19 protein-coding genes and 3 pseudogenes are annotated in these 25,918 nt (G+C 57.2%); 11 read left to right on the top strand and 11 right to left on the bottom strand.

The window, feature by feature from the left end; genetic code table 11:
* Positions 1-29 precede the first annotated feature (29 nt).
* The 3 genes from MRBLRC7O_RS24985 to MRBLRC7O_RS24975 form a co-directional block, all read right to left on the bottom strand.
* Positions 30-1,409, bottom strand: a complete 1,380-nt coding sequence (locus MRBLRC7O_RS24985; RefSeq protein ID WP_020808199.1) for an enoyl ACP reductase FabMG family protein — start codon at positions 1,407-1,409, stop codon at positions 30-32.
* Positions 1,410-1,829: 420 nt separating this feature from the next.
* Positions 1,830-2,186 (bottom strand): cupin domain-containing protein, encoded by a 357-nt coding sequence (locus MRBLRC7O_RS24980; protein ID WP_020808200.1) that lies wholly within the window; start codon positions 2,184-2,186, stop codon positions 1,830-1,832.
* Positions 2,187-2,407: 221 nt separating this feature from the next.
* Positions 2,408-3,169: a dienelactone hydrolase family protein gene (locus MRBLRC7O_RS24975; protein ID WP_020808201.1), complete on the bottom strand. Its 762-nt coding sequence runs from the start codon at positions 3,167-3,169 to the stop codon at positions 2,408-2,410.
* Between the two features lie 148 nt (positions 3,170-3,317).
* Here MRBLRC7O_RS24975 and MRBLRC7O_RS24970 point away from each other — a divergent pair, with 148 nt between their 5' ends.
* The 3 genes from MRBLRC7O_RS24970 (at position 3,318) to MRBLRC7O_RS24960 (ending at position 7,466) form a co-directional block, all read left to right on the top strand.
* Positions 3,318-4,682: an IS1182 family transposase gene (locus MRBLRC7O_RS24970; RefSeq protein WP_112540272.1), complete on the top strand. Its 1,365-nt coding sequence runs from the start codon at positions 3,318-3,320 to the stop codon at positions 4,680-4,682.
* A 392-nt stretch (positions 4,683-5,074) separates the two neighbouring features.
* Complete coding sequence (locus tag MRBLRC7O_RS24965; RefSeq protein WP_174035391.1) at positions 5,075-5,896, top strand: alpha/beta hydrolase family protein; 822 nt, start codon at positions 5,075-5,077, stop codon at positions 5,894-5,896.
* 145 nt (positions 5,897-6,041) lie between these two features.
* Positions 6,042-7,466 carry an amidase gene (locus MRBLRC7O_RS24960; protein WP_112540268.1) on the top strand — a complete coding sequence of 475 codons (1,425 nt, stop codon included), beginning with the start codon at positions 6,042-6,044 and terminating at the stop codon, positions 7,464-7,466.
* A gap of 666 nt (positions 7,467-8,132) precedes the next feature.
* On the opposite strand, the gene MRBLRC7O_RS24955 is transcribed toward MRBLRC7O_RS24960, so the two are convergent.
* Positions 8,133-8,789 (bottom strand): hypothetical protein, encoded by a 657-nt coding sequence (locus MRBLRC7O_RS24955; protein WP_020808202.1) that lies wholly within the window; start codon positions 8,787-8,789, stop codon positions 8,133-8,135.
* Between the two features lie 262 nt (positions 8,790-9,051).
* Here MRBLRC7O_RS24955 and MRBLRC7O_RS24950 point away from each other — a divergent pair, with 262 nt between their 5' ends.
* Positions 9,052-10,485: a sensor histidine kinase gene (locus MRBLRC7O_RS24950; protein ID WP_020808203.1), complete on the top strand. Its 1,434-nt coding sequence runs from the start codon at positions 9,052-9,054 to the stop codon at positions 10,483-10,485.
* Entirely contained in the window at positions 10,482-11,126 is a 645-nt protein-coding gene (locus MRBLRC7O_RS24945; RefSeq protein WP_020808204.1) for a response regulator, read from the top strand. The genes MRBLRC7O_RS24950 and MRBLRC7O_RS24945 overlap by 4 nt, the downstream gene beginning before the upstream one ends.
* On the opposite strand, the gene MRBLRC7O_RS24940 is transcribed toward MRBLRC7O_RS24945, so the two are convergent.
* Positions 11,123-11,695, bottom strand: a complete 573-nt coding sequence (locus tag MRBLRC7O_RS24940; RefSeq protein ID WP_162144065.1) for a hypothetical protein — start codon at positions 11,693-11,695, stop codon at positions 11,123-11,125. The two genes, MRBLRC7O_RS24945 and MRBLRC7O_RS24940, sit on opposite strands and share 4 nt — an antisense overlap.
* A 536-nt stretch (positions 11,696-12,231) precedes the next feature.
* Here MRBLRC7O_RS24940 and MRBLRC7O_RS24935 point away from each other — a divergent pair.
* A complete protein-coding gene (locus MRBLRC7O_RS24935) occupies positions 12,232-12,639 on the top strand; it encodes a lysozyme inhibitor LprI family protein (RefSeq protein ID WP_020808206.1) in 408 nt (135 codons plus the stop codon).
* A 189-nt stretch (positions 12,640-12,828) separates the two neighbouring features.
* On the opposite strand, the pseudogene MRBLRC7O_RS24930 reads toward MRBLRC7O_RS24935, so the two are convergent.
* Both MRBLRC7O_RS24930 and traI read right to left on the bottom strand, forming a co-directional pair.
* Positions 12,829-13,230 (bottom strand): annotated as a pseudogene (locus MRBLRC7O_RS24930) (P-loop NTPase family protein); the annotation flags it as partial.
* 3 nt (positions 13,231-13,233) lie between these two features.
* Positions 13,234-13,827: pseudogene (gene traI, locus MRBLRC7O_RS24925) on the bottom strand (acyl-homoserine-lactone synthase); the annotation flags it as partial.
* A gap of 372 nt (positions 13,828-14,199) precedes the next feature.
* Here traI and repA point away from each other — a divergent pair.
* The 3 genes from repA to repC all read left to right on the top strand — a co-directional run bounded on the left by repA (position 14,200) and on the right by repC (position 17,860).
* Positions 14,200-15,423, top strand: coding sequence for a plasmid partitioning protein RepA (gene repA / locus MRBLRC7O_RS24920; protein ID WP_060727476.1), 1,224 nt, complete (start codon positions 14,200-14,202; stop codon positions 15,421-15,423).
* Complete coding sequence (gene repB, locus MRBLRC7O_RS24915; protein ID WP_020808210.1) at positions 15,420-16,448, top strand: plasmid partitioning protein RepB; 1,029 nt, start codon at positions 15,420-15,422, stop codon at positions 16,446-16,448. Before repA ends, repB begins: the two co-directional genes overlap by 4 nt.
* Before the next feature lie 197 nt (positions 16,449-16,645).
* Complete coding sequence (gene repC, locus MRBLRC7O_RS24910) at positions 16,646-17,860, top strand: plasmid replication protein RepC (protein ID WP_080865331.1); 1,215 nt, start codon at positions 16,646-16,648, stop codon at positions 17,858-17,860.
* Positions 17,861-18,829: 969 nt separating this feature from the next.
* Here the strand turns inward: repC and MRBLRC7O_RS24905 are convergent.
* The 4 genes from MRBLRC7O_RS24905 to MRBLRC7O_RS24890 are packed head-to-tail and all read right to left on the bottom strand — an operon-like array spanning position 18,830 to position 23,431.
* Positions 18,830-19,957, bottom strand: a complete 1,128-nt coding sequence (locus MRBLRC7O_RS24905; RefSeq protein ID WP_020808212.1) for an NAD(P)/FAD-dependent oxidoreductase — start codon at positions 19,955-19,957, stop codon at positions 18,830-18,832.
* Positions 19,958-20,001: 44 nt separating this feature from the next.
* Positions 20,002-21,009, bottom strand: coding sequence for a Gfo/Idh/MocA family protein (locus MRBLRC7O_RS24900; protein WP_031233250.1), 1,008 nt, complete (start codon positions 21,007-21,009; stop codon positions 20,002-20,004).
* A gap of 19 nt (positions 21,010-21,028) precedes the next feature.
* Positions 21,029-22,537 carry an amino acid ABC transporter permease/ATP-binding protein gene (locus MRBLRC7O_RS24895; RefSeq protein ID WP_020808213.1) on the bottom strand — a complete coding sequence of 503 codons (1,509 nt, stop codon included), beginning with the start codon at positions 22,535-22,537 and terminating at the stop codon, positions 21,029-21,031.
* A 60-nt stretch (positions 22,538-22,597) separates the two neighbouring features.
* Complete coding sequence (locus MRBLRC7O_RS24890; RefSeq protein ID WP_020808214.1) at positions 22,598-23,431, bottom strand: ABC transporter substrate-binding protein; 834 nt, start codon at positions 23,429-23,431, stop codon at positions 22,598-22,600.
* Positions 23,432-23,659: 228 nt separating this feature from the next.
* Between MRBLRC7O_RS24890 and MRBLRC7O_RS24885 the strand changes: the two genes are divergently transcribed.
* Both MRBLRC7O_RS24885 and MRBLRC7O_RS24880 read left to right on the top strand, forming a co-directional pair.
* Positions 23,660-24,724, top strand: a complete 1,065-nt coding sequence (locus MRBLRC7O_RS24885; protein WP_031233251.1) for a LacI family DNA-binding transcriptional regulator — start codon at positions 23,660-23,662, stop codon at positions 24,722-24,724.
* Positions 24,725-24,951: 227 nt separating this feature from the next.
* Positions 24,952-25,231, top strand: a pseudogene (locus MRBLRC7O_RS24880) (hypothetical protein).
* The last annotated feature ends 687 nt before the right edge of the window (positions 25,232-25,918 follow it).

Raw genomic sequence — 25,918 nt, 5'->3', positions numbered from 1 at the left:
ACCGGCTTCGAAGCCAGGCTTGGAAGCCGTCACGCCGTCTCAAGGTGTGAGGATTCCTTCCCCTGCGCGACAAGCGGCGCAGAAGATCTTGAAGGCGGATGTGAAGCGTTCAGTCGCCGGGCCACAATATCGTGGTTGAGCCACAGTACGGGACCCGCGGGTTCCGACGATTCACCAAAGATCAGCTCCCCTGTCGCCGTCACAACGAGACTGCTGAGAAGGTCACTGATCATCACCTTGCCATCCCGATGCATCCGGGTGATCTCGTTTGACGTGCCAATGGTCAGATCGGCCTGTGCCTGGCTGTTTGCCATGGGCCATGCCGAAAAGTCATAGAACGGACGCATGACCTCGCTGGCCTGCATGTCGGTGATCTTCCTGAAAACATCCTTCATGGTTAAGCCATCCACCAGCAGCGTCTCGCAGGCCTCCCACTGTTTATCGGCCCATTCGCTCCCGTTTTCCTTCTTTAACGCAAGCAGCAACGGGATCAGGGGCAGCTCGATACCCGTGAACACATCGGACGAATTGGTGCGGATTTCAGGGCAATTGTAGACGGTTGCCGTGATCCCTTTCGACCAGGCATCCTCCGCGATACCTTCAAGCCGCATCTTCGCATATCCCTGGGTGTAGTTGGTATAGGTCTGCCAACGATAGCTCCCGTCGATCAGGACCGCCGATCCGTGATAACCATAGGCCGTATATCGCACTTGTCCGCCCGAGGCTTCGACGCGCTCGCGGATCGCCGTGCTGAAATCAATGAGATGGCGAAAGGTGTTTGCTGAGACGTCTTCAAAATTCTGCAGAATGAGTTTTCCCATGTCGCTGTCGAGCAGGGTCTGCGACGACATGTGGCGAGTGCCGGTTCCCTTGTAGATGCGATTGGCGACGACCAGGAATGCCTTCGCCTTCGGAATGCCGCCAGCCATTGTGTGCGCGAAGAAAACATTGCGGCCATCTGCGATCATTCCGTCAAGAACGGTCATGACCTTCGAAAGCGACGCCTTGAAACGTTCAGTGGCGATGTCGCGGCATTGCCCGACATAATCCCAGTCGAGCTTGTCATGTTGCCAGCTCTCAAGCGTCATTGTTGCCAGGAGATCGGTGGGAGTTGGGCCGCCTGCGGGCGCATCGAGATCGAATCCCGCCATAAGAGGGATGTTGATGATCCTGCCGCCCAGCCGGGCCTCCGCCAAAGACAGTTCCTCGGTGTCGAGTGGCCGCAGCGCGTTATTCTCGTCGCGCCGCCCGACGGTGATCCCCACAATCTCCATTCCAGCCCGTCTGGCTTCGTCTAGCAAGCCGGTGGCATATCCGCGACCGAACAGTTCGCCGAAGAGTACAAAAACATCGCCCTCACGGAAGACCGTGTTTTCGGAAAGGCGATTCAGTGCAACCGGATTTTCCATACTGTCAACTCTTTGCTTCGCGTATCGTCGAGCAATGGCTCATACGATCTGAACGAAGACATGACCGCATAGTCACCGGATGGGAACTCATTTTCGGTGACCGCTCAATTCAAAACGTGAAGTGAACCACCTGTCGTCATTACACCGCTGCGAAATGCGGAAGTCGATGAGGACAGGCGCACCGATGCCAAAACGACTGGTGCGAAACGCTCGTCCCACGGATGCTTGCGAGGCAATTGGGTTTTCCCAAGGCGCAAGGATTGGCGTTATATCATGCCGAAGTCACCAATCCTCGCGGTCCGGGCGTGACCGCTCGAACACCAGACCGGCAACTTTCAGGAGCGACTGCGGGTGGCGTGAACGACCGGTATGGAAGTGTAGAGCGGAAACGTTTTCCGCTCTTGGCTCAAAGCAGACCTGTCAGATGCGCGGCTTGGGACCTGGTTCACGATCTGAGTCACCCGAATTTGGTTCGCCTTTCGGTTCGATCAGGAGCACTTTGACTTCATTTCTGGCCCGAGGACGATGCACAACACCTTTAGGAACGATAAACAATTCGCCAGCTTTGACGGTGCGAGGCGGCTCTCCTTCAATATCCATTTCCATTTCACCCTCGAGGACGTAGAAGAAGTCATCAGTCGTGTCATGCTTGTGGAAAGGATATTCACCAATAAACCGGACAACCATCACGTCATTTTCGTTGTAGTCCGCGATGACGTGAGGGTCCCAGTGGCTCGAAAACTGGTTGAGTTTCTCAGCGAGATTGATTGATTTCATCAGTGATTCCTCATTGTTCGACCGCGAAGAAGAAGCGAAATTACGGCAGCCGCGAAATTGTTGTGACACAGAAGATGACGCCGCGTCTTGAACGATCGTGCACGGGTGAGCTGGTCCGCTCTGCCTTGGCAAGTTATCCAGCGGGTCGAAGCCTTCCTTTCAAGCGAAACATACGCCTGATGCGGCTGACACAGCTACGGTCCGCTTGCGGCCCTAAGAGGTCATCGTTGCAACAAAGTCGACGACAGAAAATTGGCGGCGCTCTGGTGAGCTGTATCAGCGTTCCAGGTTCTTGATCTCAGGAAGAAGTCGTGTGCGCCTCCCTCATAAACATCAAGGCTAGCAGGCCTGCCAAGGCGTTGCGCCTTCCGTTGCAACTCCCGCCCAATAGACAAAGGAAAGGTCCGGTCGGCACTGCCCCAAATCAAATGCAAGGGCGGAAATGAGTGTGCAGTGTGGGAATAGCCATTTGGGAACCCACCATCGACCAGCACCAGAGCGTCGACATCGGTTCGCCCAACGGACGCCGCTGAAGCGATCTGCGCGCCAAGGGAGATTCCGAGGACGCCAACCCTGCCGCCGTGGCGCGGTTGTCCGTCAAGATGGGAAATCACCCGATGAACGCTGGAAGTCCAGTCCGGCAACCGCTTTGCGTAATACGCGAGGCGTGCTTTCGCGCTGTCCGCGGCAGCGATAGCGTCAAGGTCCGCCTGCGAAAGGACATGAACGAGATAGGCGCTTAAACCCGCCGCCTGGAACGTCTGCCCGATGTCGTTGTAAACGGGTGCGCCGAAGCCCTTGCTGCCGCTCAAGATCACAGCAGCGGGGCAAACCGCCCTTGCGCAATCTCCGAAGCTTTCGACCAGAACTCCACCGCTACCTGTCGGTACGACGAAGCTTTGGCGAGACGATTGAGCGTCGTCTGCCCATGTTGCAGAAAGTGCGATGGCGAGGGTCGCGATGATGATATCAGATAAGCGCATTATCCAACTTTAATAGATCGTTTCGTGGTGCTCGCAAAGTCCGCTTCTGGCGGATAGCGTTGAAAAAGTCGGCGTTGCTGTCAGTGCAAAGTTCTGATTCACTCCTTCCAGGGATTTAGGAGGATGTGCCGATGATGGCGAGCGGACGGTGGCGCAGGAAGCGCTGTTTTACGGGTTCAGCATCGAGCGTCATGTCCCTGCAAGCCATCTTCTGCGCTCTATCGACCGCTTTGTCGACCTGTCTGGCCTTCGGTCTCATTTGCGGCCTTTCTACAGTGAGATCGGGCGGCCCTCGATTGATCCGGAACTGATGATCCGGATGCTCATCGTCGGTTATTGCTTCGGCATCCGTTCGGAGCGTCGGCTATGTGAAGAGGTTCATCTGAACCTCGCCTATCGCTGGTTTTGCAGGCTTGGCCTTGAAGGTGATGTTCCGGACCATTCGACTTTCTCAAAGAACCGACATGGCCGTTTCCGTGATAGCGATCTGCTGCGGGAGCTGTTCGAGACGACGGTCAGGCGTTGCATCGAAGAGGGACTTGTCGGTGGCGAAGGCTTCGCCGTCGATGCGAGCCTGATCAAGGCGGATGCCAACAAGCAGCGCTCCGCAGAGGGGTCAGAGGCTGTCGACTGGGAAGCTATGGCCGAGACCCGTCGCTCGGTTCAGGAATATCTCGACACTCTCGATGACGCGGCATGGGGTGCGGCCAGCGAAGCAAAGCCGAAGTTCGTATCGAGATCGGACCCGGCGGCGCAGTGGACCGGAGCAATGAAAGGCCATGCCTTCTTCGCGTACGCTACCAACTATCTGATTGATCTGGATAATGCCGTCATCGTTGATGTCGAGGCGAGCCGTGCGATCCGGCAGGCCGAAGTCGGCGCGGCGCGCACCATGATTGAGCGCACTCAGGAAAGCTTCGGCCTCTATCCGGAGCGATTGGCCGCCGACAGCGCCTATGGTTCGGCAGAGATGCTGGGCTGGCTGGTGCACGAGCGCGGGATAGAGCCGCATATCCCAGTCTTCGACAAATCGGAACGGCGTGACGGCACATTCGAGCGTGCCGACTTTACCTACGACCACAAGCACGATCTCTATACCTGCCTTGGCGGCAAGGAGTTACGCTCGCGGCAAATCACCTACAAGAATGAGCGTCCTCTCGTGGATGAAGATGGCATGGTACGCTATCGGGCCAGCAAACTCGACTGCGATGCCTGCGCCCTGAAACCAAGATGCTGCCCGAACGCTCCGGCGCGCAAGATACCACGCTCCATCCATGAAGGCGCTCGCGATATGGCGCGTGATATCGCCAAGACCGAAGCCTATGTTGCGTCGAGGCATCAAAGGAAAAAGGTCGAGATGCTTTTTGCCCACCTCAAACGCATCCTCAGACTGGATCGTTTGCGATTACGAGGGCCGAACGGAGCGCGTGATGAGTTCCACCTCGCAGCAGCAGCCCAAAACCTCCGGAAACTCGCAAAGCTGATCCCGCTACCAATGCCAAAACCGGCGTGACGGGAAAGACATCTCGACACGCCCCGACAACGGAAGCCTCCGAGCAAGATTAGCACGCGCCTTTTTCAACGGTATCCGCGCTGAGCGGCAGACGCCTCTCGGCCCGAAGCTGATTGTCAAGACCGCTTTGCAAGTCTCCGCGATGGGGTGGCAGCCGAACGACGACTTTCGTCTCGCGGACAATTAAGGAAGACGTCTCAGACTGAGGCTTATTGACTCTTGAGCCTTCAAAATAGAAGTTGCTTGTATGGATGAGAAAGCATTTGTTCAGTGCATTGTTCGCACTGCCTTCGGGTGGTGTAGTTGTGATGAGCAGTAGTTAGTTCGCTCACCAACACCCCGCCTAGTTGCTGCGGGGTTCTCTAGCCTGTTCCTCACTCAAATTACGGAGGATGAATCCAGTGGCAGTAGAGAAAATAGTTTCATTCAAATCTGGTGCGCATACCATCGTTGGAACAGTTCGTGATGCGAAAGGCCACAAAAACTCAACGTTTTTGCTCCTTCACGGTTTCGGCGGTACTCGAAATGAACTCGCGATCCCCTCTCTAGGAATGGGGATATTTGAATACGTCGCTGCCAGGTTGGCTGATCTCGGCCACTCTTCGCTTCGAATAGACTTTCATGGCTGGGGAGACAGTGATGGTTCCATCGAAGGATCTAGCTATTCCACGCAGATTGATGATTGTTTGGCAGCGATGGATTTTATCGCCACCCAGCCCGATCTTGGAAATGGCGAGGTCATCCTACTCGGCTGGAGCCAGGGCGGACTGGTTGCAGCAGCCGCTGCTGGTCGAACTAACCGGCCATCAGGGGTGGCACTTTGGGCCGCCGTGGGAGAACCTAAGGTGTCTTTCCCCGGTTTGGTCGGCAAAAATGCCTATCTCTATGGCCTGAACAGCCCGGAACCAACGACGCTGACCTTGCCTTGGGGAGCGTCCGTGACTTTGGGGCAGCCATTCTTCGTAGAAGTCTCGGGTTTCGATCCTCTTACAGAGCTGTCTCAATATGCCGGACCCGCTTTTATTGCAGAGGGTACGGTTGACGACGTCATACCACATGGTACGGCGAAAAAGTTCGCCGCAGCTCATCGAGGCGAGCACATTGTTTGGGAGGCTGCCATGGATCATGCGTTTAACACCTCCTCTGGTGTGGAAACCTTGAGCAGACTAATTGACGCTACCGTCAGCTACCTCAAACGCCATAACAAAGTATAATTACGCATGTGCACTGCTGGACCCCTATGTCAGCTATTGGGCGCAGGTTATCACACTCTCGAAGAGCACATCGAAATTGATAGCCTGGTCGATCGCGGCAGGCTGATGGCCGGCCTTCTGGCGACACTGGATTGAGGACAGATTGATGACAGGCGACATCACCCGGCTTTCCGCAGCTGCGCTTTCCAGGGCAATCCACTCGCGGCAGGTTTCCTGCCTTTCCGTAATGGAAGCCTACCTCGATCGCATCGATACTCTCAATCCGGCCGTGAACGCGATCGTCTTTCGTCGATCAAGCACAGAGTTGCTGGACGAAGCGCGCGCCTGTGACCGGGAACTTGGGGAGGGGCGCTCGCGGGGCTGGATGCACGGGTTCCCCCAAGCGATAAAAGATCTCTCCGAAGTTCAGGGCCTGCCATGTTCTTGGGGGTCCCCGCTCTTTGATAATTTCGTTTCCAGCGCAGACAGTCTCCATGTGGAACGCGTCCGCGCCGCAGGCGCGATTTTCATCGGCAAGACCAACACTCCCGAATTTGGCCTCGGGTCCCATACGACCAACCCCGTTCACGGCCCAACCCGAAATCCTTATGACGCGACCAGAAGCGCCGGCGGTTCTTCGGGTGGCGCGGCGGCGGCGCTCGCCTGCCGAATGCTGCCGGTCGCAGATGGCTCTGACATGATGGGCTCGCTGCGCAATCCTGCTGCCTTCAACAACGTAATCGGCTTCCGGCCGAGCTTCGGTAGAGTGCCAGGCGCAAAAGGGAACGAGCTCTTTCTCGGCCAGCTTGCCACTTCTGGCGCAATGGGCAAGACGGTGGAGGATGCCGCCCTGCTTCTCGCAACGCAGGCGGGTTATGACCGGCGCGACCCTCTTTCCCTGGCGGACGAAAGCCTGGCAATCCGCAGTCCTGCAATAACCCAGGGAATGAAAGTCGCCTGGTTCGGTGATTTCGGCGGATATCTTCCCTTTGAAGCCGGCGTTCTGGATGTTGATCGCAAGGCTCTCGCCGTTCTGGCGAACATGGGTTGCGTTATCGATGAACTTGTGCCGGATTTTGAACTGCCGAAGCTGTGGGAAGCGTGGATGATATTGCGCAGCTTCAACGTGACCCACGGTCTGCGCACCTTCTATGACCAGGCAGAAACAAGGTTGCTTCTTAATCGGCAACAGATGTTTGAATTCGACATCGCGCTTTCCTGCAGTGCCACCGACATCTTCAATGCGTCCGTCGTCCGGACGGCCTGGTACCAGTATCTCTGCAAACTGTTTGAACAGTATGATTTCATTTTGATGCCGAGCGCACAGGTATTCCCTTTCGATATCGACCTCTCTTGGCCGACCGAAATCGACGGCAAATCCATGGACACCTATCATCGCTGGATGGAGGTGGTGATCGGTCCCACGCTGGCTGGACTTCCCGTGGCAGCCGTTCCTGCGGGTTTCGGGGTGAATGGCCTGCCTACTGGTATACAGTTGGTGGGACCACCACGCCGTGACCGGGAAACGCTGGAATTTGCGCTGGCGTATGAACAGTCCGCTGAAATCCGGACAGGCGATGCAGTCGCCTGAAGGTCTGGCACGCTCCAGGCCGTCTTTTGAAACGTGAGCCGGTCTGAAGAAACTGGCGAAACACCAGATCCAGGCTTCGATTATTTTCGTCGCGATGAGTCGGGAAGCTCGCAGTCAAGGCGCCGCAGCCGCCTAATGGCGCCTTGGAAAGCTGCGGGCCGTTTCTCCAACTTTCTATTCCCGGGAAACGGAGTTTGAAGGCGTTGATAAATGCAGGACTGCCGTGGCGGTCGTTACTCGCCCGACGCCGGGTGTTTGCCGCTTTCGGGTACACGGCGCGATCGACATTGGTTTGAGTGTCGGCAAGTGCGCGGCATAACGACGGACGGAGGTTAGTAGCCGCAGCCACTTTCCGGGATACAGCCGGTCCATTCGGGCTCGACATAATCGGTTCTCCAGGCAATTGATTGGGAGGTATCCGCCTCCCAATCACGCACACGACACGCGTCTCGCTCACATGATATCGCCGGATCAAGCCCGCGGCGGGCGGCTTGATCCGGCGATAATGCCGGTTATTGCTCCGGCAATTCAATAGCATTGGTCGACGCCGAATTCCCCAGGGGCCTGGCAGAAAACTCGCCGCCGGTGATTTTATCGACTGAACCTGTTGCCCTGATCGCTGACCGGGCCTCGTCCTGGCGTCGCCGTTCCCTTTCCGGCTGTCTCTCAGTTTCCGGCTTCTTGTTCGAGAGCATCGCGAACTTCTGCAATTTTCCCTGTGTCTGTTCCGGCGCCCAGAATGCTCTTCGCCTCGGCAAGCTCCTCGTCGGTCACCGGCCTGTTTGCCAACTGTTCCAGCGCCGAAACCAGCGCAGTCTCGCTAAGCGCGGGATCCGTGGGCACGGCCGTCACCCCGTACTGAATTTCGAATTCCGCATATGCCTTCACGTAGGCGGCAAGCGCTGCCATCTTGGGGTCCTTGGAATTCAGATAGGCATGGTAATTTCTCTTCATCGAATTAAGGCTGCCAGTGCCGGGCTTTGCGCTGTGCGTTTTCGATTTCTCGCCGTGGTTTTTTGAGGGCTTGTTTGAATCATGCGATTTCAATGATGTCGAAGAGCCCTTGTGCGCGGATGAGTTCGAGGAAGCCCGGCTTTCGCCGGCGCCGGATTTGCCTCCACCATGGCCTCCCCCGTTGCCACCGCCGTTTCCGCCGCCATTGCCACCACCGTTGCCGCCGCCACTACCACCGCCGTTTCCGTCCTTGGCAAAAGCAGCATGCATGAGGCCGACGGTATCTCCTGCCATGGGGGCAACGGCGAGGACAAGGCCAAGGCTTGCGGTACCGATCACAGAGCGGATTTTCATGAGAACGTCCTTCATAAAATTTGCCGCCGCTTCAGTTCGAGCCGCGGTGCCAGCAGTTGTTGCGCACTACAATATTGCCGAAATTTCAGGTTTCTACTCCGCTCGGACCTATGCCTTGGGCATTCGGACCATAGTCCGATTGATCGCGCCCGATGGTCCCTGATTGTATGGAGTGAGAACGGGCTCATCTTCGGGGCAAACCCGCGCCTCCCCGAGGCAATGGTTGACAATCCGCTTTGCCAGGATAGCTATAAAGGTTGGGAGATGAGTGCTGATAATGCGTGTTCTGCCGACAGGCCGTAAATACAAAGTGCCTCTGACAAATCTCGTCGCACGCTGGAATTCTCAATCCCTTGCAAGGCAATTCCTGCTTGCGGGTGGTTTTGTCGCGGTCTGTGCGATGGTTATCGTGGGTTACTTCGTTGCCAGCCTGATCGAAAACGCCGTGACGCGTAACTCCGCAGCGACGACAGCGCTTTATGTCGACAGCGTGATCGCCCCTCTTCTGCCTGATATGCAAACCACCCATGCTCTGGACGATTCGATAACGCGGGCCCTGGATGAGACACTTGGTCAGGGCGCACTTGGAAAGCGCCTTTTTTCATTCCGGCTCTGGCGCAGCGATGGAACAATTCTCTATTCCAGCGACAAGAATCTTTCCGGCAAGCAGTTCCCGCTTTCTGATGACCTCAGAACGGCCTTTTCCGGCCGAATGGCAGCAAGGTTCAATCGGATCGGTGACGTCGAGAGCGAGGCCGAACGCGACAGTGAAAATCCACTTCTGCAAATCTACAATCCTGTCCTGCAGCCCTGGTCCGGCAAAGTCGTCGCCGTCTCTGAATTTTTCGAGGTAGCCCATGATTTCGAGTGGAGCCTCAATCAGGCTCGGCTGTTGAGCTGGTTCATGGTTGCTGCATTTACGATGACATTTTTTATCCTCCTGTCGATTATCGTCTTGCGTGGAAGCCGTACTATTGACAGCCAGCGCAAGGCGCTCAGTGATCGCGTCGCTGAACTGTCCGCCCTGCTGCGGCAGAACGAAGCTTTACGTGCACGTGTTCAGCGCGCCACGCAAAGGGCCACCTCGCTTAACGAGAGCTATCTGCGCCGCATCGGTGCTGACCTGCATGACGGTCCCGCACAATTGGTCGCCTATGCCTCGTTACGCCTTGACAGCCCGATGCTCACCGATCCTTGCACTCCTGCCGAAGATCGCGAAGCATCCTTGACGAACATCAAGACAAGCCTCGATGACGCTATGGCGGAAATCCGTGGTATTTGCAGCGGGCTGATGTTGCCCCACATAGAAACGGATAGCCTTGCTGACCTGCTGAAACGTGCGATCCTCGCGCACGGGCAGCGCACGGGCGCTTCTGCCGAACTCTCGTTGAACAAGACGCCTGCAAGCCTCTCGACCTCGGCAAAGATATGCATCTATCGCTTTGTACAGGAGGCACTGAACAACGGATATCGCCATGCCGGCGGCGTCGGGCAAAAGGTTGCGCAAACATCTGAAGACGGACTGATTATCATCGAAGTTATCGATGAAGGACAGGGCTTCCGCGTGAGGGATGTTTCACCGCAGAAACTCGGCCTTGCCGGCCTGAGGGATCGTGTTGAAAGCCTGGGTGGCGTCTTCCATCTTTTTTCATCCGAGCGTGGGACCACCGTGCGAATGTCCCTTAACATCGAGGAAATGGAGCAGGCATGACGGCGCAGCAAATCAGCCTGGCAGTTGTGGATGATCACCCCCTCTTCAGGGAAGGTGTCATCCGAAGCCTGATGGAAATGGACGGGTTCAACGTCGTCGGAGAAGGAGGCAGCAAGGAAGACGCGCTACGCATAGCGGCAGAGCACCGACCGGATGTCCTGCTGCTCGATATCTCCATGCCTGGAGGCGGGCTCGAGGCTATCCCGCTTATACTTGACCAGGTGCCCGGCCAGAAGATCGTGATGCTGACGGTTTCCGAGGCAGGCGATGACGTCATGGCAGCGGTGAAGAGTGGAGCGAAGGGCTACGTCCTGAAAGGGGTTGGGTCACGTGCACTTGCTGATATCATTCGAAGCGTCGCGGCAGGCGAGAGCTACGTTGCGCCGACCCTGTCTGCACGCCTGATTTCGGAAAGCGGATCAGGCGCAGGGGCCAATCCCTTTACCGCGTTGACGGATCGTGAGCAGGAGGTACTGGCGCTTGCATCTGCCGGATTAAGCAACAAGCATATCGGTCTCAAGCTGGACCTGCACGAAAAGACGATCAAACACCATATGACGCAGATCTTCACCAAGCTTGGCGTGAGCAACCGGACGGAAGCCGCGATGGCGTTTCGCGACGAGATTGACAGACGCCGTTAACGAAGGAACGATCTGAGCCGCTGCTCGTCTGCGGTCGTTGCATCGCGGTTGACGATTGTTCGGCCTTTCGCGTCCTTCATCACGTATCGTCCGCGCTGGACACTTTCGCTGATGCCATCCCTATGGCGAACAGTCAGGGCACCGCGACCTGAATTCGCCGCGTCATTAACATCGGTTTGGCTTTTCGCAGCATTTCCGGTGCCCGACGATTGGCCGTTATTGCTTCCCTTGCCGCCCGAATTGCCGTTGCTGCCACTGTTACCGTTGCCGCCACTGTTGCCGCTACTTCCTCCGTTCCCGCTACCTCCTCCGCTGCCTCCGCCTCCGCTGCCTCCACCGCCACCATTCCCGTTGCCATCCTTGGCATCGGCCACCTGTTCAGCAACGATCGCCGAGACACCGTGAACTTTTATTGTGTAGGGAGCAGCCGTGTTGAAGAGGGTTAGCACCAGGCAAGGGAAGATGGCGATCAGCTTGCGACGCAATAACACCTCTTGTCTCCTGACGTTTGAATTTGATCCGGCAGCATGCGATTTTGCAGACGCCAGTTGGCAATTACTCAATTTCATACAAGTCGTCACTACGCCTTGAGTGGTCAAGCCCAATCGAACGGTTACGACTTAAGCGATCGCTTGAGCAACCCTGTGTCTTCAAAAATCTCAGACTAACGTCGCAGGCGAGACCGACTGAAGTCAAAAAGCGCGCTGCCAGGCAACGGAAACGAGCGAGAAATCGAAATCGACGCTGTAATGCTATGGAACTTCAAGGCCCGGCGACAGCACCTTCACGAACTGCGACCTTGTCAACTTCGGCAATGCCGAGACAGTTTCTTCAGGTTCCTGAGGAACACTTTGTTGGAAATCTGAATAGATGGCAAACTGCTGAGAATATGGACAAATTTGCTTGGCGTACGATTTCGCCCTGATCTTGTTCTGACCCCTGACGGCGCCTTCGCCTGTGCTGCCCTGCTTAGGTAACGAAGAGCTTGCCAATCTATCGAAAAGATCGACCATGAGAACCGGTGGTCGCAAAAAACAACCAATAGGATAAGCTCCGTCTCGGCGTATGGTATTCGAACGCACATCTAAAGGGAGAGAGGTTCACCATGAAAGCTTTGCTGCTGTCCGTCACATTTGTTCTGGCGGCGTCAACCTTCGCGTTTGCAGATGAAAGTTGTGGCGACAAAACCAACCAGACTGAAATGAACGTCTGCGCATCTGAATCGCTGAAGAAATCGGATGCAGAAATGAACAAGGTCTATAAGGAGATCGAAGGGCGACTGAAGGACGATGCCGATACTACCAAGCTACTCGTTGCAACACAGAGGGCATGGATCGCGTTTCGCGATGCCGAATGCAATTTTCAAACCTCAAACGTTCGTACTGGGACCGTATATCCGTTCGTCAACAGCTCATGCCACGAAGGTCTGACCCAAAGCCGCACAGAAGACCTCAAAGGTTACCTGCAGTGCACCGAGGGCGATTTGGACTGCCCGGTCCCGGCAGCAAACTGAACATCTGAAATCCGCTCCGCCCGCTCAACTCAGGTTGGCCGGGCCTTATGCTTAAAACACCCCGAAGCGCGTAGCAAAAGTTGGCCATGGCCAACTTGTATCGCTACGCCATCGGAGATGGCAGGTTGGCAGGGTCTGCGACATTACCAAGGCGGCAGCTAGCGTCCTGTAAGTGTCAAGCTCTGCCACTTCGTCGAGCGCTATGAGACGCGAAGTCCGCCGGCGGATCGAAAAGGCTGGATTTGCGACGACCGGTGGAAGCAGGCCTTCAAATCGATGACCGCCGATGGGCAACTCGCCCGAGATGACTGGTTGGTTCATGCCGACTTCCGAGCGAAGAGCGTGCGCAACGGTCCCGATCAACATTTCTGCTGCCGACGCCGATATTTCCCCGGCCGCCGCAATAGCCCGACCGATATACTCGATGAACAGTCTGCCGTCGGGATTGAGCATCACTTCGACCACCGCGCCGTCATCAAGGGCCGAGCAAAGCTGGTCGCCGAGCGCCTCCTTAAGCTTTCTGACAAGCCTGGCATGGGACGAGGGATGAGCCACAAGCCGCTCCTTTGGACGTGTTGGACGAAATTCCATCATTGAGCAGTAATTTGCCGGCTGAAGTTTTTCGAAGATCAATGAGGAGACCGGGAGAATCCCCGCGACAGCTGTTGTGGTACCGATTTTCTTGACGGGACCTATGCGCCGCAGTGGCCATTCGACACGGGAGAGGATGCGTTCGAAGCGCAGATCGGTCACGGTTACAATCTCGGTATAGCCGGCGAGTAAGGCCCACTCGACGATCCCCGCAAACATGGCGAGCGTCGTCTCGTGAGCCCTGTTTGATCGCCCGGCCACTTCGTGAGAGGTGTCTACGCAGAAGCGCGAACTTTCGATCATGGCATCGTGGGGGTGGAGATTACCGTCGGGAAGGAGCGATGAGAAAACATCGCCAACCATCGTGGGGCCAACTGCCGGAAGAAGGCGCGCGCAGCCGAGCACGTGATCGCCCTCGGAGACGGCGAGTATGTATGTCGGTCCCAGATCGTCAAAAGCGTCGCGTTCGTGTCCGCCGTGGACGTGTACGTCCCATCCCAGGCGTCCTGAAAATACCCGCGCACGAAGTTTATGGTGCTCTTCCAGCAGTTTTTTCTCGCCTTCGTTGCGAGGTGCGGCGATAGCCATGATGTGCATGAAGTTCCCCGTTTTTCTTTGGATGGAAATCAGCACATTCGGGAATCGGGCGGCAGTTGGTGAATTCTACAAATCCGGGTTCTTTCACATCGCGGTCCTGGGAGGCTGTACAGAGATCCCGGACCGGTTCCAAACGGCGGGCGCTTGCATAGTTGACCTGGGCCGAACGACAATCAAAGCTGCCCGTATTAAAGTGTTAAGGCATTGGAAAGCCAATAAAATAACGCAATAGCAGCGCCGCCTTTGTTCAGGACGTACGTGGTTACGTTAAGAGTTCATTAACTTTTAATCTCTGGACGCGACGCGAGAATCGTGTTGTACCTTTGGCGGGCTTTGGGCGGCAAACCGAACTTTGTCCGCCAAGGGGGCGATATGGCGATAGCGAACAAGATTGAAGCAACAATTGCTCGGAAGGAAGATGCAGGCGGCAAGATTGCCCGCCATGCAAGCCTTTTGTCGCAGCAGTTGCAGGAACTGCGCACACGCATGTATCCGCCGAAGTCGGAGAAAAGCCTGCGCCCCTTCCTGACCAATGAAGTTTCAAAGCTGACGTCCATACCTGATTCCACCCTGAAACTCTTGTCGAGTGAAGGGCGTGGCCCGATTCCCGGACGTCTGGAAAACAATCATCGGGTCTACACCCTGGCCCAGATCAACGAGTTGCGGGAACTCTTCGCTAGCCAGAAGCCGGCAGACGCGTTGAGATTCCTACCGAGACGCCGCGAGGGAGAACACCTCCAGGTCGTGGCCATTGCCAACTTCAAGGGTGGCAGTGCCAAGACCACGACCTGTGTTCACCTTGCACACTATCTCGCCTTGCAGGGCTATCGTGTCCTCGCACTTGATCTCGATCCACAGGCCTCGCTTTCTGCTCTTTTCGGTGCGCAGCCCGAGTTTGACGTCGGCGCCAACGAGACCATCTATGCGGCGTTGCGCTATGACGACGCCGAGCGTCGATCGATCCGCGACATTATTCGCAAGACCTATTTCGACGGCATCGACCTGATCCCGGGCAACCTCGAGCTCATGGAATATGAGCACGAGACGCCAAGGGTACTGGCGCAGAAATCCGGTTCTGGGGCAATTTTCTTCGAGCGACTGAAGCTGGCGCTGGCCGAGGTCGATCAGGATTATGACGTGGTTATCCTCGATACGCCGCCGTCCCTCGGATTCCTGACGCTCAGCGCAATCTACGCTGCCACAAGCATGATCATCACCGTCCATCCGGCGATGCTTGACGTGGCTTCCATGAGCCAGTTCCTGTTGATGATGGGAGACCTGATCAGCGTGCTGAATGAAAACGGCGCGCAACTTGATCAGGATTTCATTCGCTATCTCGTCACCCGTCATGATCCCAACGATGCGCCCCAGTCTCAGGTTGTCGCCATGATGCGCCATCTGTTTGGTACCGATGTGCTTCTTCCAACCCTGATCGAAAGCACAGCCGTCGAGGCAGCGGGACTTGCAAAACGCTCCATCTACGAACTCGAAATGGGCCAGATCGGCCGTGACACACACAAGCGAGCCCGCGAGGCGGTCGACGCCGTCAATGAAGCCATTGTGAAACTGATCAACACCAGTTGGGGGCGCACATGACCAGCAAGTCATCGCGTAAATCCATCGTAGCAAATTTTGGGTTGCTCTCTGCGGAACTGGAAAACCGGCTGTCGACGGAGAACCCTGCGGCCGCTCCCCAACCCGGTCCATCCGCTCGTGTCGGTGCGGGCGTGATTGGTGCGGCGCACCGGGCGATCGACGACATCAAATCGGAACGCGATCGCCTGAAGGCGCTGGTCGAGGCCGGCGGAGGCGCCATCCGCGAACTCGATACGTCCAAAATCGATCCCTCGCCCTTTCCCGATCGTCTTCCTGACGATGATGCCTCCGATTTCGAGGCGTTCAGGAATTCGATCCGCTCCGAAGGCCAAAAGGTTCCCATCCAGGTCCGAAAATCACCGTCCTCACCTGACCGCTATCAGGTGATCTACGGCCACCGCCGGCTCCAGGCCGCCCGGGACCTCGGAATTCCGGTTAAGGCGATCGAGGTAGAGATTTCGGACGTTGAACTGGTCATCGCACAGGGTATTGAAAACGCCGATCGCCAGGATCTGACCTGGATTGAGCGCGCCCTGTTTGCCCGCCGTATGGACGATGCCAATGTGAAGTCTCGCGATATCAAGGCTGCCCTGTCCATCGACGATCCTGAACTGGCACGCATGCGGTCCGTTTACCGCGCCGTCCCGTCCGGAATCATCGAAGCAATCGGGCGGGCGGCGAAGGTCGGCCGTCCGAGATGGGCCGACTTTGCAAAGACTTTTTCCGAAAGGCCGGATCTGCACGATGCAGTGAGCAAGGCTTTATCCGTCAGCGCCGAAAAGCGCCTCGGATCAGACCAGAAGTTTCTGGCAGCATTTAATGCTCTGAAACCGAAAGCTCCCTTGAAGGAGACTGGCAAAGTCATTGCTGGCCCCGCAGGCGAGCAACTGGGCAGGCTTGTGCGTACGGCCAAGGAGGTTCGTATTTCAGCGTACACGCCGGCCTCGGTGGAATTCCTGAGCTTTATTGAATCAGAGTTGCCAGCGCTGGCCGAGCGCTTCAGTCGTGAGAAATCGAAGAACTGATCGAAACCGCAAGCGGATTTTGGCACGAATTAAGGAAGGAAAGCGCGCAAAAGAAAAAGGCCCCCGAAACGTTGCCGTCATGGAAGCCCTTCTCGTTGTGTGAGAGCTTGAGAATCGCATTTCCATGAAACCTAGTCAAGAGTCTTTGGCGCCGTTTCGGTGAGCGTTCTTCTTTTGCCTTTTTGAGAGGCGAAGACATGGAAGGTGGACAAGTGACGACGCCCTTTGGGCGGCGACAGGTTACCCTTGCGCTTGTGAGGCGGCAGATCGCCACGAGCAGGATCGAGGAAGGTAAATCGGCAAACAAGTGGAAGGTTTTCCGCGACGCATCGGAAGCTCGGGAGGTGCTTGGTCTGCAGGACCGCAGCCTCGCGGTTCTCGACGCGCTTTTGAGCTTCTATCCTGAGAACGAACTGCGCCAGGACGCGCAACTCATCGTCTTTCCCTCGAACATTCAGCTGTCAATTCGTGCCCATGGCATTGCAGGCGCTACCTTGCGTCGGCATCTTGCGCTCCTCGTCGAGGCCGGCTTGATCATCCGCAAGGATAGCGCCAACGGTAAACGCTATGCCAGAAAAGATAACGATGGATCAATCGAACACGCCTTCGGTTTCGACATATCGCCGCTTCTTATGCGCGCTGAGGAGCTTGCATGCCTCGCCCAGCAGGTTGCGGCCGATCGAATTGCCTTTAGACGGGCAAAGGAAAACCTGACAATCTGCCGGCGTGATATCCGCAAGCTCATCACGGCAGCTGTTGAAGAAGGGGCTGCAGGCGATTGGGACGAAATCGAGGAACGGTATATTGCTCTCGTGAGAGAAATCCCGCGCAGCCCCAGCCTGGCTGAACTTGGCGATCTCGGCGTCAGGATGAGCAGTTTGCGTGAGGATATCGTCAAACTCCTGAATTCCGGAGACTTTTCATCAAAAATGAACACCAGTGATGCCCAAATTGAGCGGCACATACAGAATTCAAATACCAACCCTCCTAATGAACTTGAACCAAGCTCTCGAAACGAGCTGGAAGCGAAGCCGAGTGAAAATGGGCGGGCCGTGCATGTGCCGATAAAGGCTTTCCCGATTGGACTTGTCTTGCGTGCGTGCCCGGAAATTTCGAACTATGGCCCTGGAGGGGAGATCAGAAACTGGCGGGAGCTTATGACGGCTGCCGTGGTGGTTCGATCAATGTTGGGTGTCAGCCCGTCGGCATATCAGGAGGCCTGTGAGGTGATGGGTCCGGAAAATGCGGCGGTGACCATCGCTTGCATTCTTGAGCGCGGCGGTCACATCAACTCAGCGGGCGGATATCTGCGGGATTTGACAAGCAAGGCGAAGCGCGGTGAGTTTTCACTTGGTCCGGTCCTTATGGCTCTGCTGCGTGCCGGCGGCCACAACGTCAAAGCCGCTGGGTGATATTGGGCTCGCACAGGTGATACCTCCAGGGCGCTCTTAGCTAGTGGTTGGTAACGTTGACCAAAGTGGCGAGGCGTTTACACGGTAAAAGCCGCCGCCCTACCCTGCCGTGGATTGCCGCTACGTCCGTTTGCCCGACCTTGCGAATGATGAGATATGGCCACCATGGTCCGTCAACACTGAACCTCTTCTGAACCCAGCGCGAAGATTGAAGATCGGCTGGTTGCATCTGGGTCGTCATCCGGTCGACGTTGCGCCATTCAAGATCGGCGCGAAAAGCCTGATACAGTCGTCGACTCGTCGATACACTTCCTTGTCTGGGAATTCGTAAGGGACTTCGAGGCCCAGAGCAGCGCCGCAGAGGTTCACCCAATCAGCGAGGCAAGGATTGCTCGGGCTGTGCCGGTTATCTTCGTCGTCACTTGCCGAACCGTCACGCCGGGCTACAATGGCGTCATGCTTGACTGGTGCTTTCAAGTATTTAAAAACCGGGGAGCATTTGCTCTGGTGGCATCCAAACGATCGCAAACGCCATCCTGTCTGGAACGAAAACGGGAAAATGGGCAACAGCTACATCGGAGCGCTCGGAGAATCCCCGAGGCGACAACGTGGTTCAGGATTCCGATGGTGTGCTGGTCTCGGGCCGAACGATGCATGTGGCAGAGATACGCTTGACGGGCTGGTTTTGCGCAGCAGGTTCGCACTCGGTCTGTATACCACCGAGAAGGGACACAGATGCCAGACGAGATCGGGCTTGGACATCATGATGTACTGCCACTCTGAGTTCAGTTACCTTACCAAGTTACTTTCATCCTTTTATTTCGACGTCATAACCAGTCCTCGTCCGGCCGATAACTGGTAAGTGGCTTGCTCCCTTACCTTCCGAAACACAATTCTGCAGCGCCTTGCGGCAAAGTATGCCCGCCACGATCGGACGGGCTTACTTTCCATAGGTTTTCCCGATGCTGGTTATTTCGAGAAACGCTCCGGTCGGAAGGTCGCGAGCATGGGATGTTCGGTTCCAGTGGCAATCTCGAAAGCAAGCAACTCGCCCACGATCAGGCCAAGCGTTGCACCGCTGTGGCTGAACGCGACATAATAACCGGGGATGGCTCCGATGGCTCCAATTACTGGCTCGCCGTCTCCCGGAATCGGTTTTCCACCGACGCTGATCGAAGCGACTTCGAGTCGCGGATTGCCCTCCAACACCTTGGCAGCCTCCGTCAGAAGTTCGGCAACAATTTCGTCATCGATCTCACAAGTGCCGTCGGCGCGCACTGTCACGCCCTCCTCTGCTGCCCAGTCAGCATCCAGCGAAAAAGTACCGCCCGGCGCTGGTCGGATAGCGACACGTGGCGTGTTGAGGACAGCACGCAGTGGATGAGCGAGCGGCTTGGTCTGCACGAGAAGGGCAATCGGTGTTCCATCGCCGATGGTCTGTCCGCTTTCCGCAGCCATCTTCGGCACGGCCGGACCAGTCGCGAGCACGACAGCATCGGCCCGATGGAGGTAACCCTTCGCGGTTTCGGCGCCAACGGCGCGACCGCCCTCGATCACGACCCGCGCAGCCCCCTGGTCCGTCACCAGAACGCCCCCGAGCCCGGAAAATTCCTTGAGAAGCACACCGATCAGTGTCGGCAGATCGACCCAGCCCTCCCCGGCATTGAAGATCGCACCCTGCGGGGTGATTGCGCCTGCGTCGAGACCCGGCGCGACACGGGCGACTTCGGCTGCGGAAAGCCGCTGCGCGTCATAGGCGAGCGAAACCTCGTGGCGATAGGCCGCGTCGATCTCGTTGCGCTCGTCATCCGCATCCCAGGTCAGGCCGCCATCGAAGCGCAGCCATTCCGCATCAGGGTTCTGCGCCGCGAGCGTGCGGTAACGATCGATGCCGGCCATACGCAGCCGATGATAGGGTTCAGAGCGCATGCGCGCCGAGTTCAGCCAGGAGAGCGAGCGGCCGGAAGCACCGTTGGCGGGCGGGCCGTCATTGAGGATCGTGACCTGGATGCCGCGCCGCGCAAGCTGCACGCCAGTGGAAACGCCGAAGATACCGGCACCGATGATGACGGTCGAAGAGATGGTGTTGTCGGTCATGGGGTTGGCTTTCAATCAATTGTCATACGGATTGGGTGAAGCGATCAGGGCTCTTCCCAGTGGCCGCTGGTGGTGGAGCGGAAAAGTGCGTCGATCGCCTTCATGTTCGCGATCGAATCTTCCAGCCCCGTCTCGAGTGGCTTGCCGGAGAGAACAGCCTCGGCAAATGCATCGACCTGTTCGCGATACTGATCGACCGGCCCGATCGTAATTTCCTCACGACCGCCGCCGGCCAGATCGCGGCCATCATCGAAGATAAGGACGGTCGGCTCATCGGTCGGTGCATTGAAGGGAATGGGGATTTCCAGACGCCCGCGCGTTCCAAGCACCGTGACCTTCTGCGTGAGGGAGAGTTGCGTGGAACAGGTAAAGGCAAGCTGCCTCCCCTCCGGAAATGCCAGCAACCCGCTGGTCAGCCGGTCCGTGCCGAAGACGGGATCGCGCTCCATGAGCGCGATCGCCCGCACCGGTTCCGCGGCGAACAGGAAGCGCGCCGTGTTGATGGCATAACAACCAACGTCGAACAGACCGCCGCCGCCAATATCGGCCTGGTTGCGCACATTCCCGGGGTCATCGAGATAATAGGAAAAGATCGTCTGGATGACTCTGACCTCGCCAAGGTGCCCCTCGGCGATCATCGCACGCGCCTTCTTCCATTGCGGATGGTGGCGCACCATGAAGGCCTCCGCAACCGGCAGGCCCGCTGCCTTTTGTACGACCGCCAGCTCCATCGCCTGCGCAGCATCAAGCGCGACCGGCTTCTCGCAGAGCACGGGTTTGCCCTGCTCCAGCGCCTTGATCGTCAAGGGAACATGCAGGTGATTGGGCAAAGGGTTGTAGATCGCATCTATTTCCGGATCGGCAAGCAGATCCTCGTAGCTGCCATAGGACTTGGCGATGCCGAAGCGGGCCGCCATTTCCTTCGCCTTGGCGGCATCGCGCGAGGCGATCGCCGCAACATGTCCCAGGCGGCTGGACTGGATGGCGGGAATGACCGCCTTGGCGGCGATGCCCGCGCAACCGAGCACGCCCCATCGTATCGTTCTTGTCATCTTTTTCTCCTCCCGACGCTCAGAGCACTTCCGCAAGGAAGCGCTGAAGACGCGGGCTCTGCGGATTGTCGAATATCGCCTCTGGCGTGCCAGCTTCCACCACGCGCCCCTCGTCCATGAAGACAACCTGATCGGCGACCCGGCGGGCGAAGCCCATTTCATGCGTGACGACGACCATGGTCATGCCGCGCGTGCCGAGTTCGGCCATGAGGTTGAGCACGCCCTTGACCAATTCCGGATCAAGCGCACTCGTTACCTCATCGAAAAGGATGACTTCCGGTTCCATCGCAAGCGCACGGGCAATGGCGACGCGCTGCTGCTGCCCGCCGGAAAGACCGCCCGGACGGTGATGCTGGCGGCTCGCAAGACCAACATCGGCAAGCCTTGCCTTGGCAATGCGCTCGGCCTCGGCTGCCGGCAGGCCCTTGATCTTCGTCAGTGACAGCATGACGTTTTCCAGCGCCGTGTGATCCGGAAAGAGGTTGAAATGCTGGAAGACCATGCCGACCCGGCGGCGCAGCGTTTCCGGCTTCATGGCGAGAATGCTTTCACCATCGATGAGAATATCGCCACTCTTCGGCTCGACCAGACGGTTTAGCCCACGCAACAGGGTCGATTTTCCGGAACCGGACGGGCCGATGATGCAGGTGACGCTGCCCGGTTTCACCGAGAGGTCGACACCCTTCAGCACGTCTAGATCGCCATAGGCCATGCCGAGACGACGCACGTCGAGGCTGCCGCCCTTGAAGGAGACACCGGTGGCGCGGGCTGCACTGTCGAGTTCGCTAACCTCCTCCAGCCCACTGGTGATGACGGAGGGGCGCTGCTTGCCAATCCGCAGGCGATTGTCGATCGCATTGACGACATGGGTGAGCGGCACGGTGACGATGAGATAAAATACGCCCGCCAGCAGTAGCGGTGAAAGATTACCCGTCACCACCGCCTGGTCCTGCCCTACGCGAAAAATCTCACGCTCGGAGGCCAGAAGCCCAAGGAAATAAACAAGGCTCGAATCCTTGACGTTGCCGATGAACTGGTTGACGAGGGCCGGCAGCACGCGGCGCACGCCCTGTGGCACGACGATAAGGCGCATGCCCTGGCCGTAGCTCATAGACAGAGCCCGGCAGGCCTCCATCTGGCCACGGTCGACGCTCTGGATACCAGAGCGGAAAATTTCGCCGATATAGGCGCCGGCTATCAGGCTGAGCGCCAGAATGCCGAGGGGATAAGGCGACGGGCCAAAGAGTTCGCGGCCGATGCGGGCAAAGCCCTGACCGATCAGGAGGATTGTAACGATGGCCGGCAGGCCACGGAAAATATCGGTATAAAGGCGGGCGGGGATGCGTAGCCAGGGCGAGCGGGAAATGCCCATGATGGCGAGCATCATGCCAATGGCGACGCCAAGCACCGTCGAGGTCGCAGCCAGGATCAGCGTATTCTTCAGACCGACCGTGATCATGGTCGGCAGCACTTCGGCCATGGCGTTCCAGTCGAGGAAGCTGCGGCGCAGGTTTTCAAGCCAGTTCATCAGGATATCCCTTGAAAGAAAGGCCGGTCCGACCGGTGAGGGCCGGACCGGAAGGCGGCATCACTGCTTGGGAAGATATGCCTGCGGCATCGGCGTGCCGGGGAACCATTTTTCGTGCAGCTTTTTCCAGGTGCCGTCCTGCATAGCCTCTTTCAGGCTCTTGTTGAGCGCCTCGCGCAATGCATCGTTACCCTTGCGAATGACGAAGCCGGCCGGTGCATCGAAGCTCGGAATATTGACTGCAACCTTCAACGCCGGGTAACGGGCGGAATAGTCCTTTGCCGCCTCGAAATCGAGGAAATGGGCATCGACCGTGCCGTTGTTGAGGGCGGAAACGGCAGAGTTGTTGTCCGGGAACTTCACGAGATCGGTGCCGGCAAAGTTCTTTTCGGCATAGATTTCCTGTAGCGTGCCCTGCACGACGCCGAGACGCTTGCCCTTGAGGCCCGCTGCATCGGTGATGCCAGCCTCCGAAGTAAGGACGCTGAGGAAACCTGCGAGATAACCGTCGGAGAAATCAACGGTCTCCTTACGCTTGGCCGTCGTACCGATTGCAGCCGCTGCCACATCGAAGCGGCCGTTGGCGACCGAGGGCATCAGGGCCGAGAATTCCTGGCCGGTGAAAACTACCTGTTCCTTCTTGAAGCCTAGACGTCCGGCGACATCAAGGAAAAGCTCGATGTCGAAGCCGGTGAAGTTACCGTCAGCGGTGGTGAAGGCATAGGGCTTGGCATCGCCCATCGTACCGACACTGATGGTGGCGGGATCAATGAGGCCAAGCGGATTGTCGGCAAGTGCCGGCGTCGCCGCGCCTGCAAGGACACCGAGCGTGACCGCGATGGCGGTGGCGCGGATTTTGGCAAAGGGGCAAGTGAAGGCTTCGGTAAATCGCATTGGTTTCGTCTCCTCTGGTGTCGTTGTCTGCGATGTATTCAAGGCGCACGGGTCCCATCCGGACGGCGGCATGACCTCACCCGCCCGGCCCATGCAGTTCGCATGTCGGAAGTCTTTTTCTTTAAATGAGACCGGTCTCAATTTGGTATGAGACCGGTCTCTTTTGATTTTGACAATTGTTATCTTCGCGTTTGCCAGTCGTCAAGTTCTCTTGTAAGCCTATCGTTTATGGACAAGAGCCTATCAAAAACTCCTTCCGTGACCGTGGCTGACGTTGCGCGCAGGGCGGGCGTCTCAAAGGCCACCGCAGCACGTGTGCTCGGCGGCTACGGAACCGTTAGCGACCGGGTGCGTGAGGCCGTCACAGCCGCCGCAGCTTTCCTGGATTATCGTCCCAATGAGCTTGCCCGCAGCATGACGACGGGCCGCTCCGGCACAATTGGTGTCGTGGTGGGCGATATCGAAAACCCGTTCTTCAGCCTTGGCGTTCGCGGTATCACGGATGTCGCCCGACAAGCGGGATTTACTGTCATCCTCATCAATTCGGGTGAAGATGTTTTGGTCGAAAAAGCGGCCATCCGTAACTTGCTTGCCAGGCGTGTAGACGGCTTCATTGTTTCTCCAGCTAAGGAAAATGATGTCGAGCACCTGCACGAGGTTATTCGTTCAGGATTGCCGCTAGCCCTGCTTGATCGTGGGAGTGACACCCTCGAAGTGGACACGGTCCTTGCAGATGACCGTCATGCTGCAGAGAACGTCACCCGCCGACTGATCGGGCTTGGCCACCGGCGCATTGCCTATATCACCGCCTGCGACACGCCGGATCATTGCTTTCACACGTCAAAGGACATCAACACCGGCTCAGTCCGGCGTCGTATCGAGGGATATCTTGATGCCTGCCGTAAGGCGGGCCTCCCGGGCATGGAGAAATGGGTGAAGGTTGGCGCTGTGACGCCGGAACGCACACACGGGATAGTCACCGAAATGCTCCAATCGCCAAACCGTCCGACCGCGATTATCGCATCAGACAGCATCATCGGTATCGAGGTATTCAAGGCTCATCGCGATTTGGGAGTAAATATTCCGGGCGATGTGTCATTGGTGTCGTTCCACGATGCAGACTGGACATCCGTAACCACGCCTCCGATAACCGTTGTTAGGCAGCCCGTGTATGAACTGGGAGCGAGTGCGGCCAAACTTCTTGTGGATCGGTTGAATGGAGGAGATCAAGCGGCCCGCAAAGTCGTCCTGAAAACCGAAGTCGTTGAGCGCGCCTCAATACAGGCCGTTTAATATTCGCTGCCTGGACCGTTTTTTGCTATCCGCCGTGCCCCTCCCCCTTGGGAGCTCCATCAAGTTCGTCGTGTCGGGTCCATCCGGGATCAGCTGCTTAAACTGCGTCCTGTTTCGTTTCCTGGAGAGACTTGAGCGCCGCATCACAGCGGGGATTGGAAGCGAAGCGCTCCGTGTTGGGAATCTCAAAAGTTTGAAAAAGACCGCTTTTCAAGGCGAGGCCAAACTTGAGGCAGTCGAAAGGGAAAAAGAGAACGGGCCAGCCGTGGCGTCATACGGCAAGTGCCCCGGAAGACAATACCCGGGTCCTGGTGACGAGCCGCCCCTTGGAGGAGGGTCCAGCACAGTCGGAGCTCATATATTGGACCGATGGCGAACCGCTTGGAACAGACGGCTGGTGAGCTTCGATCTCTTCACCAGGCCAGATAATCGAATACGCGGAACCGGAGTTGAAGGTTGCCATTACCGGCGGCTGCCGCGCTTGGGCCCTCGGCTGGCTCCCCGTGAGAGCGGGAGGATGACCGCGAGCTTTTTGGTGCCGGGAAGTGATGCTTCGCATTGCAACGGATTTGCGGAAACTCTGTACTTAATGATCAAGCACGTGAGGTCGCCCCTCCCCTCCCCTCCCCTCCCCTCCCCTCTTCCGCGGAAACGGCATCGCAAGTGTGTCTGCCTCATCCCGGTGTCTTTCGCACAGGATGGCCTGCGGGCATGCATTTCATCGTTAGAGCATTTTCGATCGCCGCACTCGAGGCAGTGTTGTCGGAGACGCACCAGCCCTCAGGCGCCACGAGTTTGGAAAAGAATCTGATCTCATCGTCACCATAGGCGCAATAGTAGCTTTCAGGATTTCCGTGTAGACGAACACATCGTGGGGGCACGCTGAAGGTTTCAGCAGGCTACACGGGCGCGGGATCGGCGAAAACGTGGTCAATCTTGTGTGTCTCCAGCAGATCAACTGCCTCTTGCGACGACCAGCTTCGGTGTTAAGCTTCAATGATAATCTTGCCTTTATCGGCCACAAGCATTGTCCTGAGTGCGTGATCCAACGTTCGGACATGGAAAGTCAACGATGGCGGAAGTTGATGCAAGAGCGGGTCCGCGCTTTTGGCCTGGTGGCCCAGGGTCGTCTGTGAGAGTCTCAAACGGTTCTGAGATGTCCTTCATTACGGGCAGATGCGAAATCTCTCTGAG

It is taken from the genome of Agrobacterium radiobacter, assembly GCF_040801995.1.
In the GTDB taxonomy this organism is placed as follows: Bacteria; Pseudomonadota; Alphaproteobacteria; order Rhizobiales; family Rhizobiaceae; genus Agrobacterium; species Agrobacterium radiobacter.
Note: the sequence above shows the minus strand (reverse complement) of the source record. Positions and strands in the feature narration are given on the sequence as shown.

Bases quoted from the DNA above. Each gene is read 5' to 3' on its own strand.
- MRBLRC7O_RS24985 (WP_020808199.1), bottom strand. From the start codon at position 1,409: ATGGAAAATCCGGTTGCACTGAATCGCCTTTCCGAAAACACGGTCTTC.
- MRBLRC7O_RS24980 (WP_020808200.1), bottom strand. From the start codon at position 2,186: ATGAAATCAATCAATCTCGCTGAGAAACTCAACCAGTTTTCGAGCCAC.
- MRBLRC7O_RS24975 (WP_020808201.1), bottom strand. From the start codon at position 3,169: ATGCGCTTATCTGATATCATCATCGCGACCCTCGCCATCGCACTTTCT.
- MRBLRC7O_RS24965 (WP_174035391.1), top strand. From the start codon at position 5,075: ATGAATCCAGTGGCAGTAGAGAAAATAGTTTCATTCAAATCTGGTGCG.
- MRBLRC7O_RS24960 (WP_112540268.1), top strand. From the start codon at position 6,042: ATGACAGGCGACATCACCCGGCTTTCCGCAGCTGCGCTTTCCAGGGCA.
- MRBLRC7O_RS24955 (WP_020808202.1), bottom strand. From the start codon at position 8,789: ATGAAGGACGTTCTCATGAAAATCCGCTCTGTGATCGGTACCGCAAGC.
- MRBLRC7O_RS24950 (WP_020808203.1), top strand. From the start codon at position 9,052: ATGCGTGTTCTGCCGACAGGCCGTAAATACAAAGTGCCTCTGACAAAT.
- MRBLRC7O_RS24945 (WP_020808204.1), top strand. From the start codon at position 10,482: ATGACGGCGCAGCAAATCAGCCTGGCAGTTGTGGATGATCACCCCCTC.
- MRBLRC7O_RS24940 (WP_162144065.1), bottom strand. From the start codon at position 11,695: ATGAAATTGAGTAATTGCCAACTGGCGTCTGCAAAATCGCATGCTGCC.
- MRBLRC7O_RS24935 (WP_020808206.1), top strand. From the start codon at position 12,232: ATGAAAGCTTTGCTGCTGTCCGTCACATTTGTTCTGGCGGCGTCAACC.
- repA (WP_060727476.1), top strand. From the start codon at position 14,200: ATGGCGATAGCGAACAAGATTGAAGCAACAATTGCTCGGAAGGAAGAT.
- repB (WP_020808210.1), top strand. From the start codon at position 15,420: ATGACCAGCAAGTCATCGCGTAAATCCATCGTAGCAAATTTTGGGTTG.
- repC (WP_080865331.1), top strand. From the start codon at position 16,646: ATGGAAGGTGGACAAGTGACGACGCCCTTTGGGCGGCGACAGGTTACC.
- MRBLRC7O_RS24905 (WP_020808212.1), bottom strand. From the start codon at position 19,957: ATGACCGACAACACCATCTCTTCGACCGTCATCATCGGTGCCGGTATC.
- MRBLRC7O_RS24900 (WP_031233250.1), bottom strand. From the start codon at position 21,009: ATGACAAGAACGATACGATGGGGCGTGCTCGGTTGCGCGGGCATCGCC.
- MRBLRC7O_RS24895 (WP_020808213.1), bottom strand. From the start codon at position 22,537: ATGAACTGGCTTGAAAACCTGCGCCGCAGCTTCCTCGACTGGAACGCC.
- MRBLRC7O_RS24890 (WP_020808214.1), bottom strand. From the start codon at position 23,431: ATGCGATTTACCGAAGCCTTCACTTGCCCCTTTGCCAAAATCCGCGCC.
- MRBLRC7O_RS24885 (WP_031233251.1), top strand. From the start codon at position 23,660: ATGGACAAGAGCCTATCAAAAACTCCTTCCGTGACCGTGGCTGACGTT.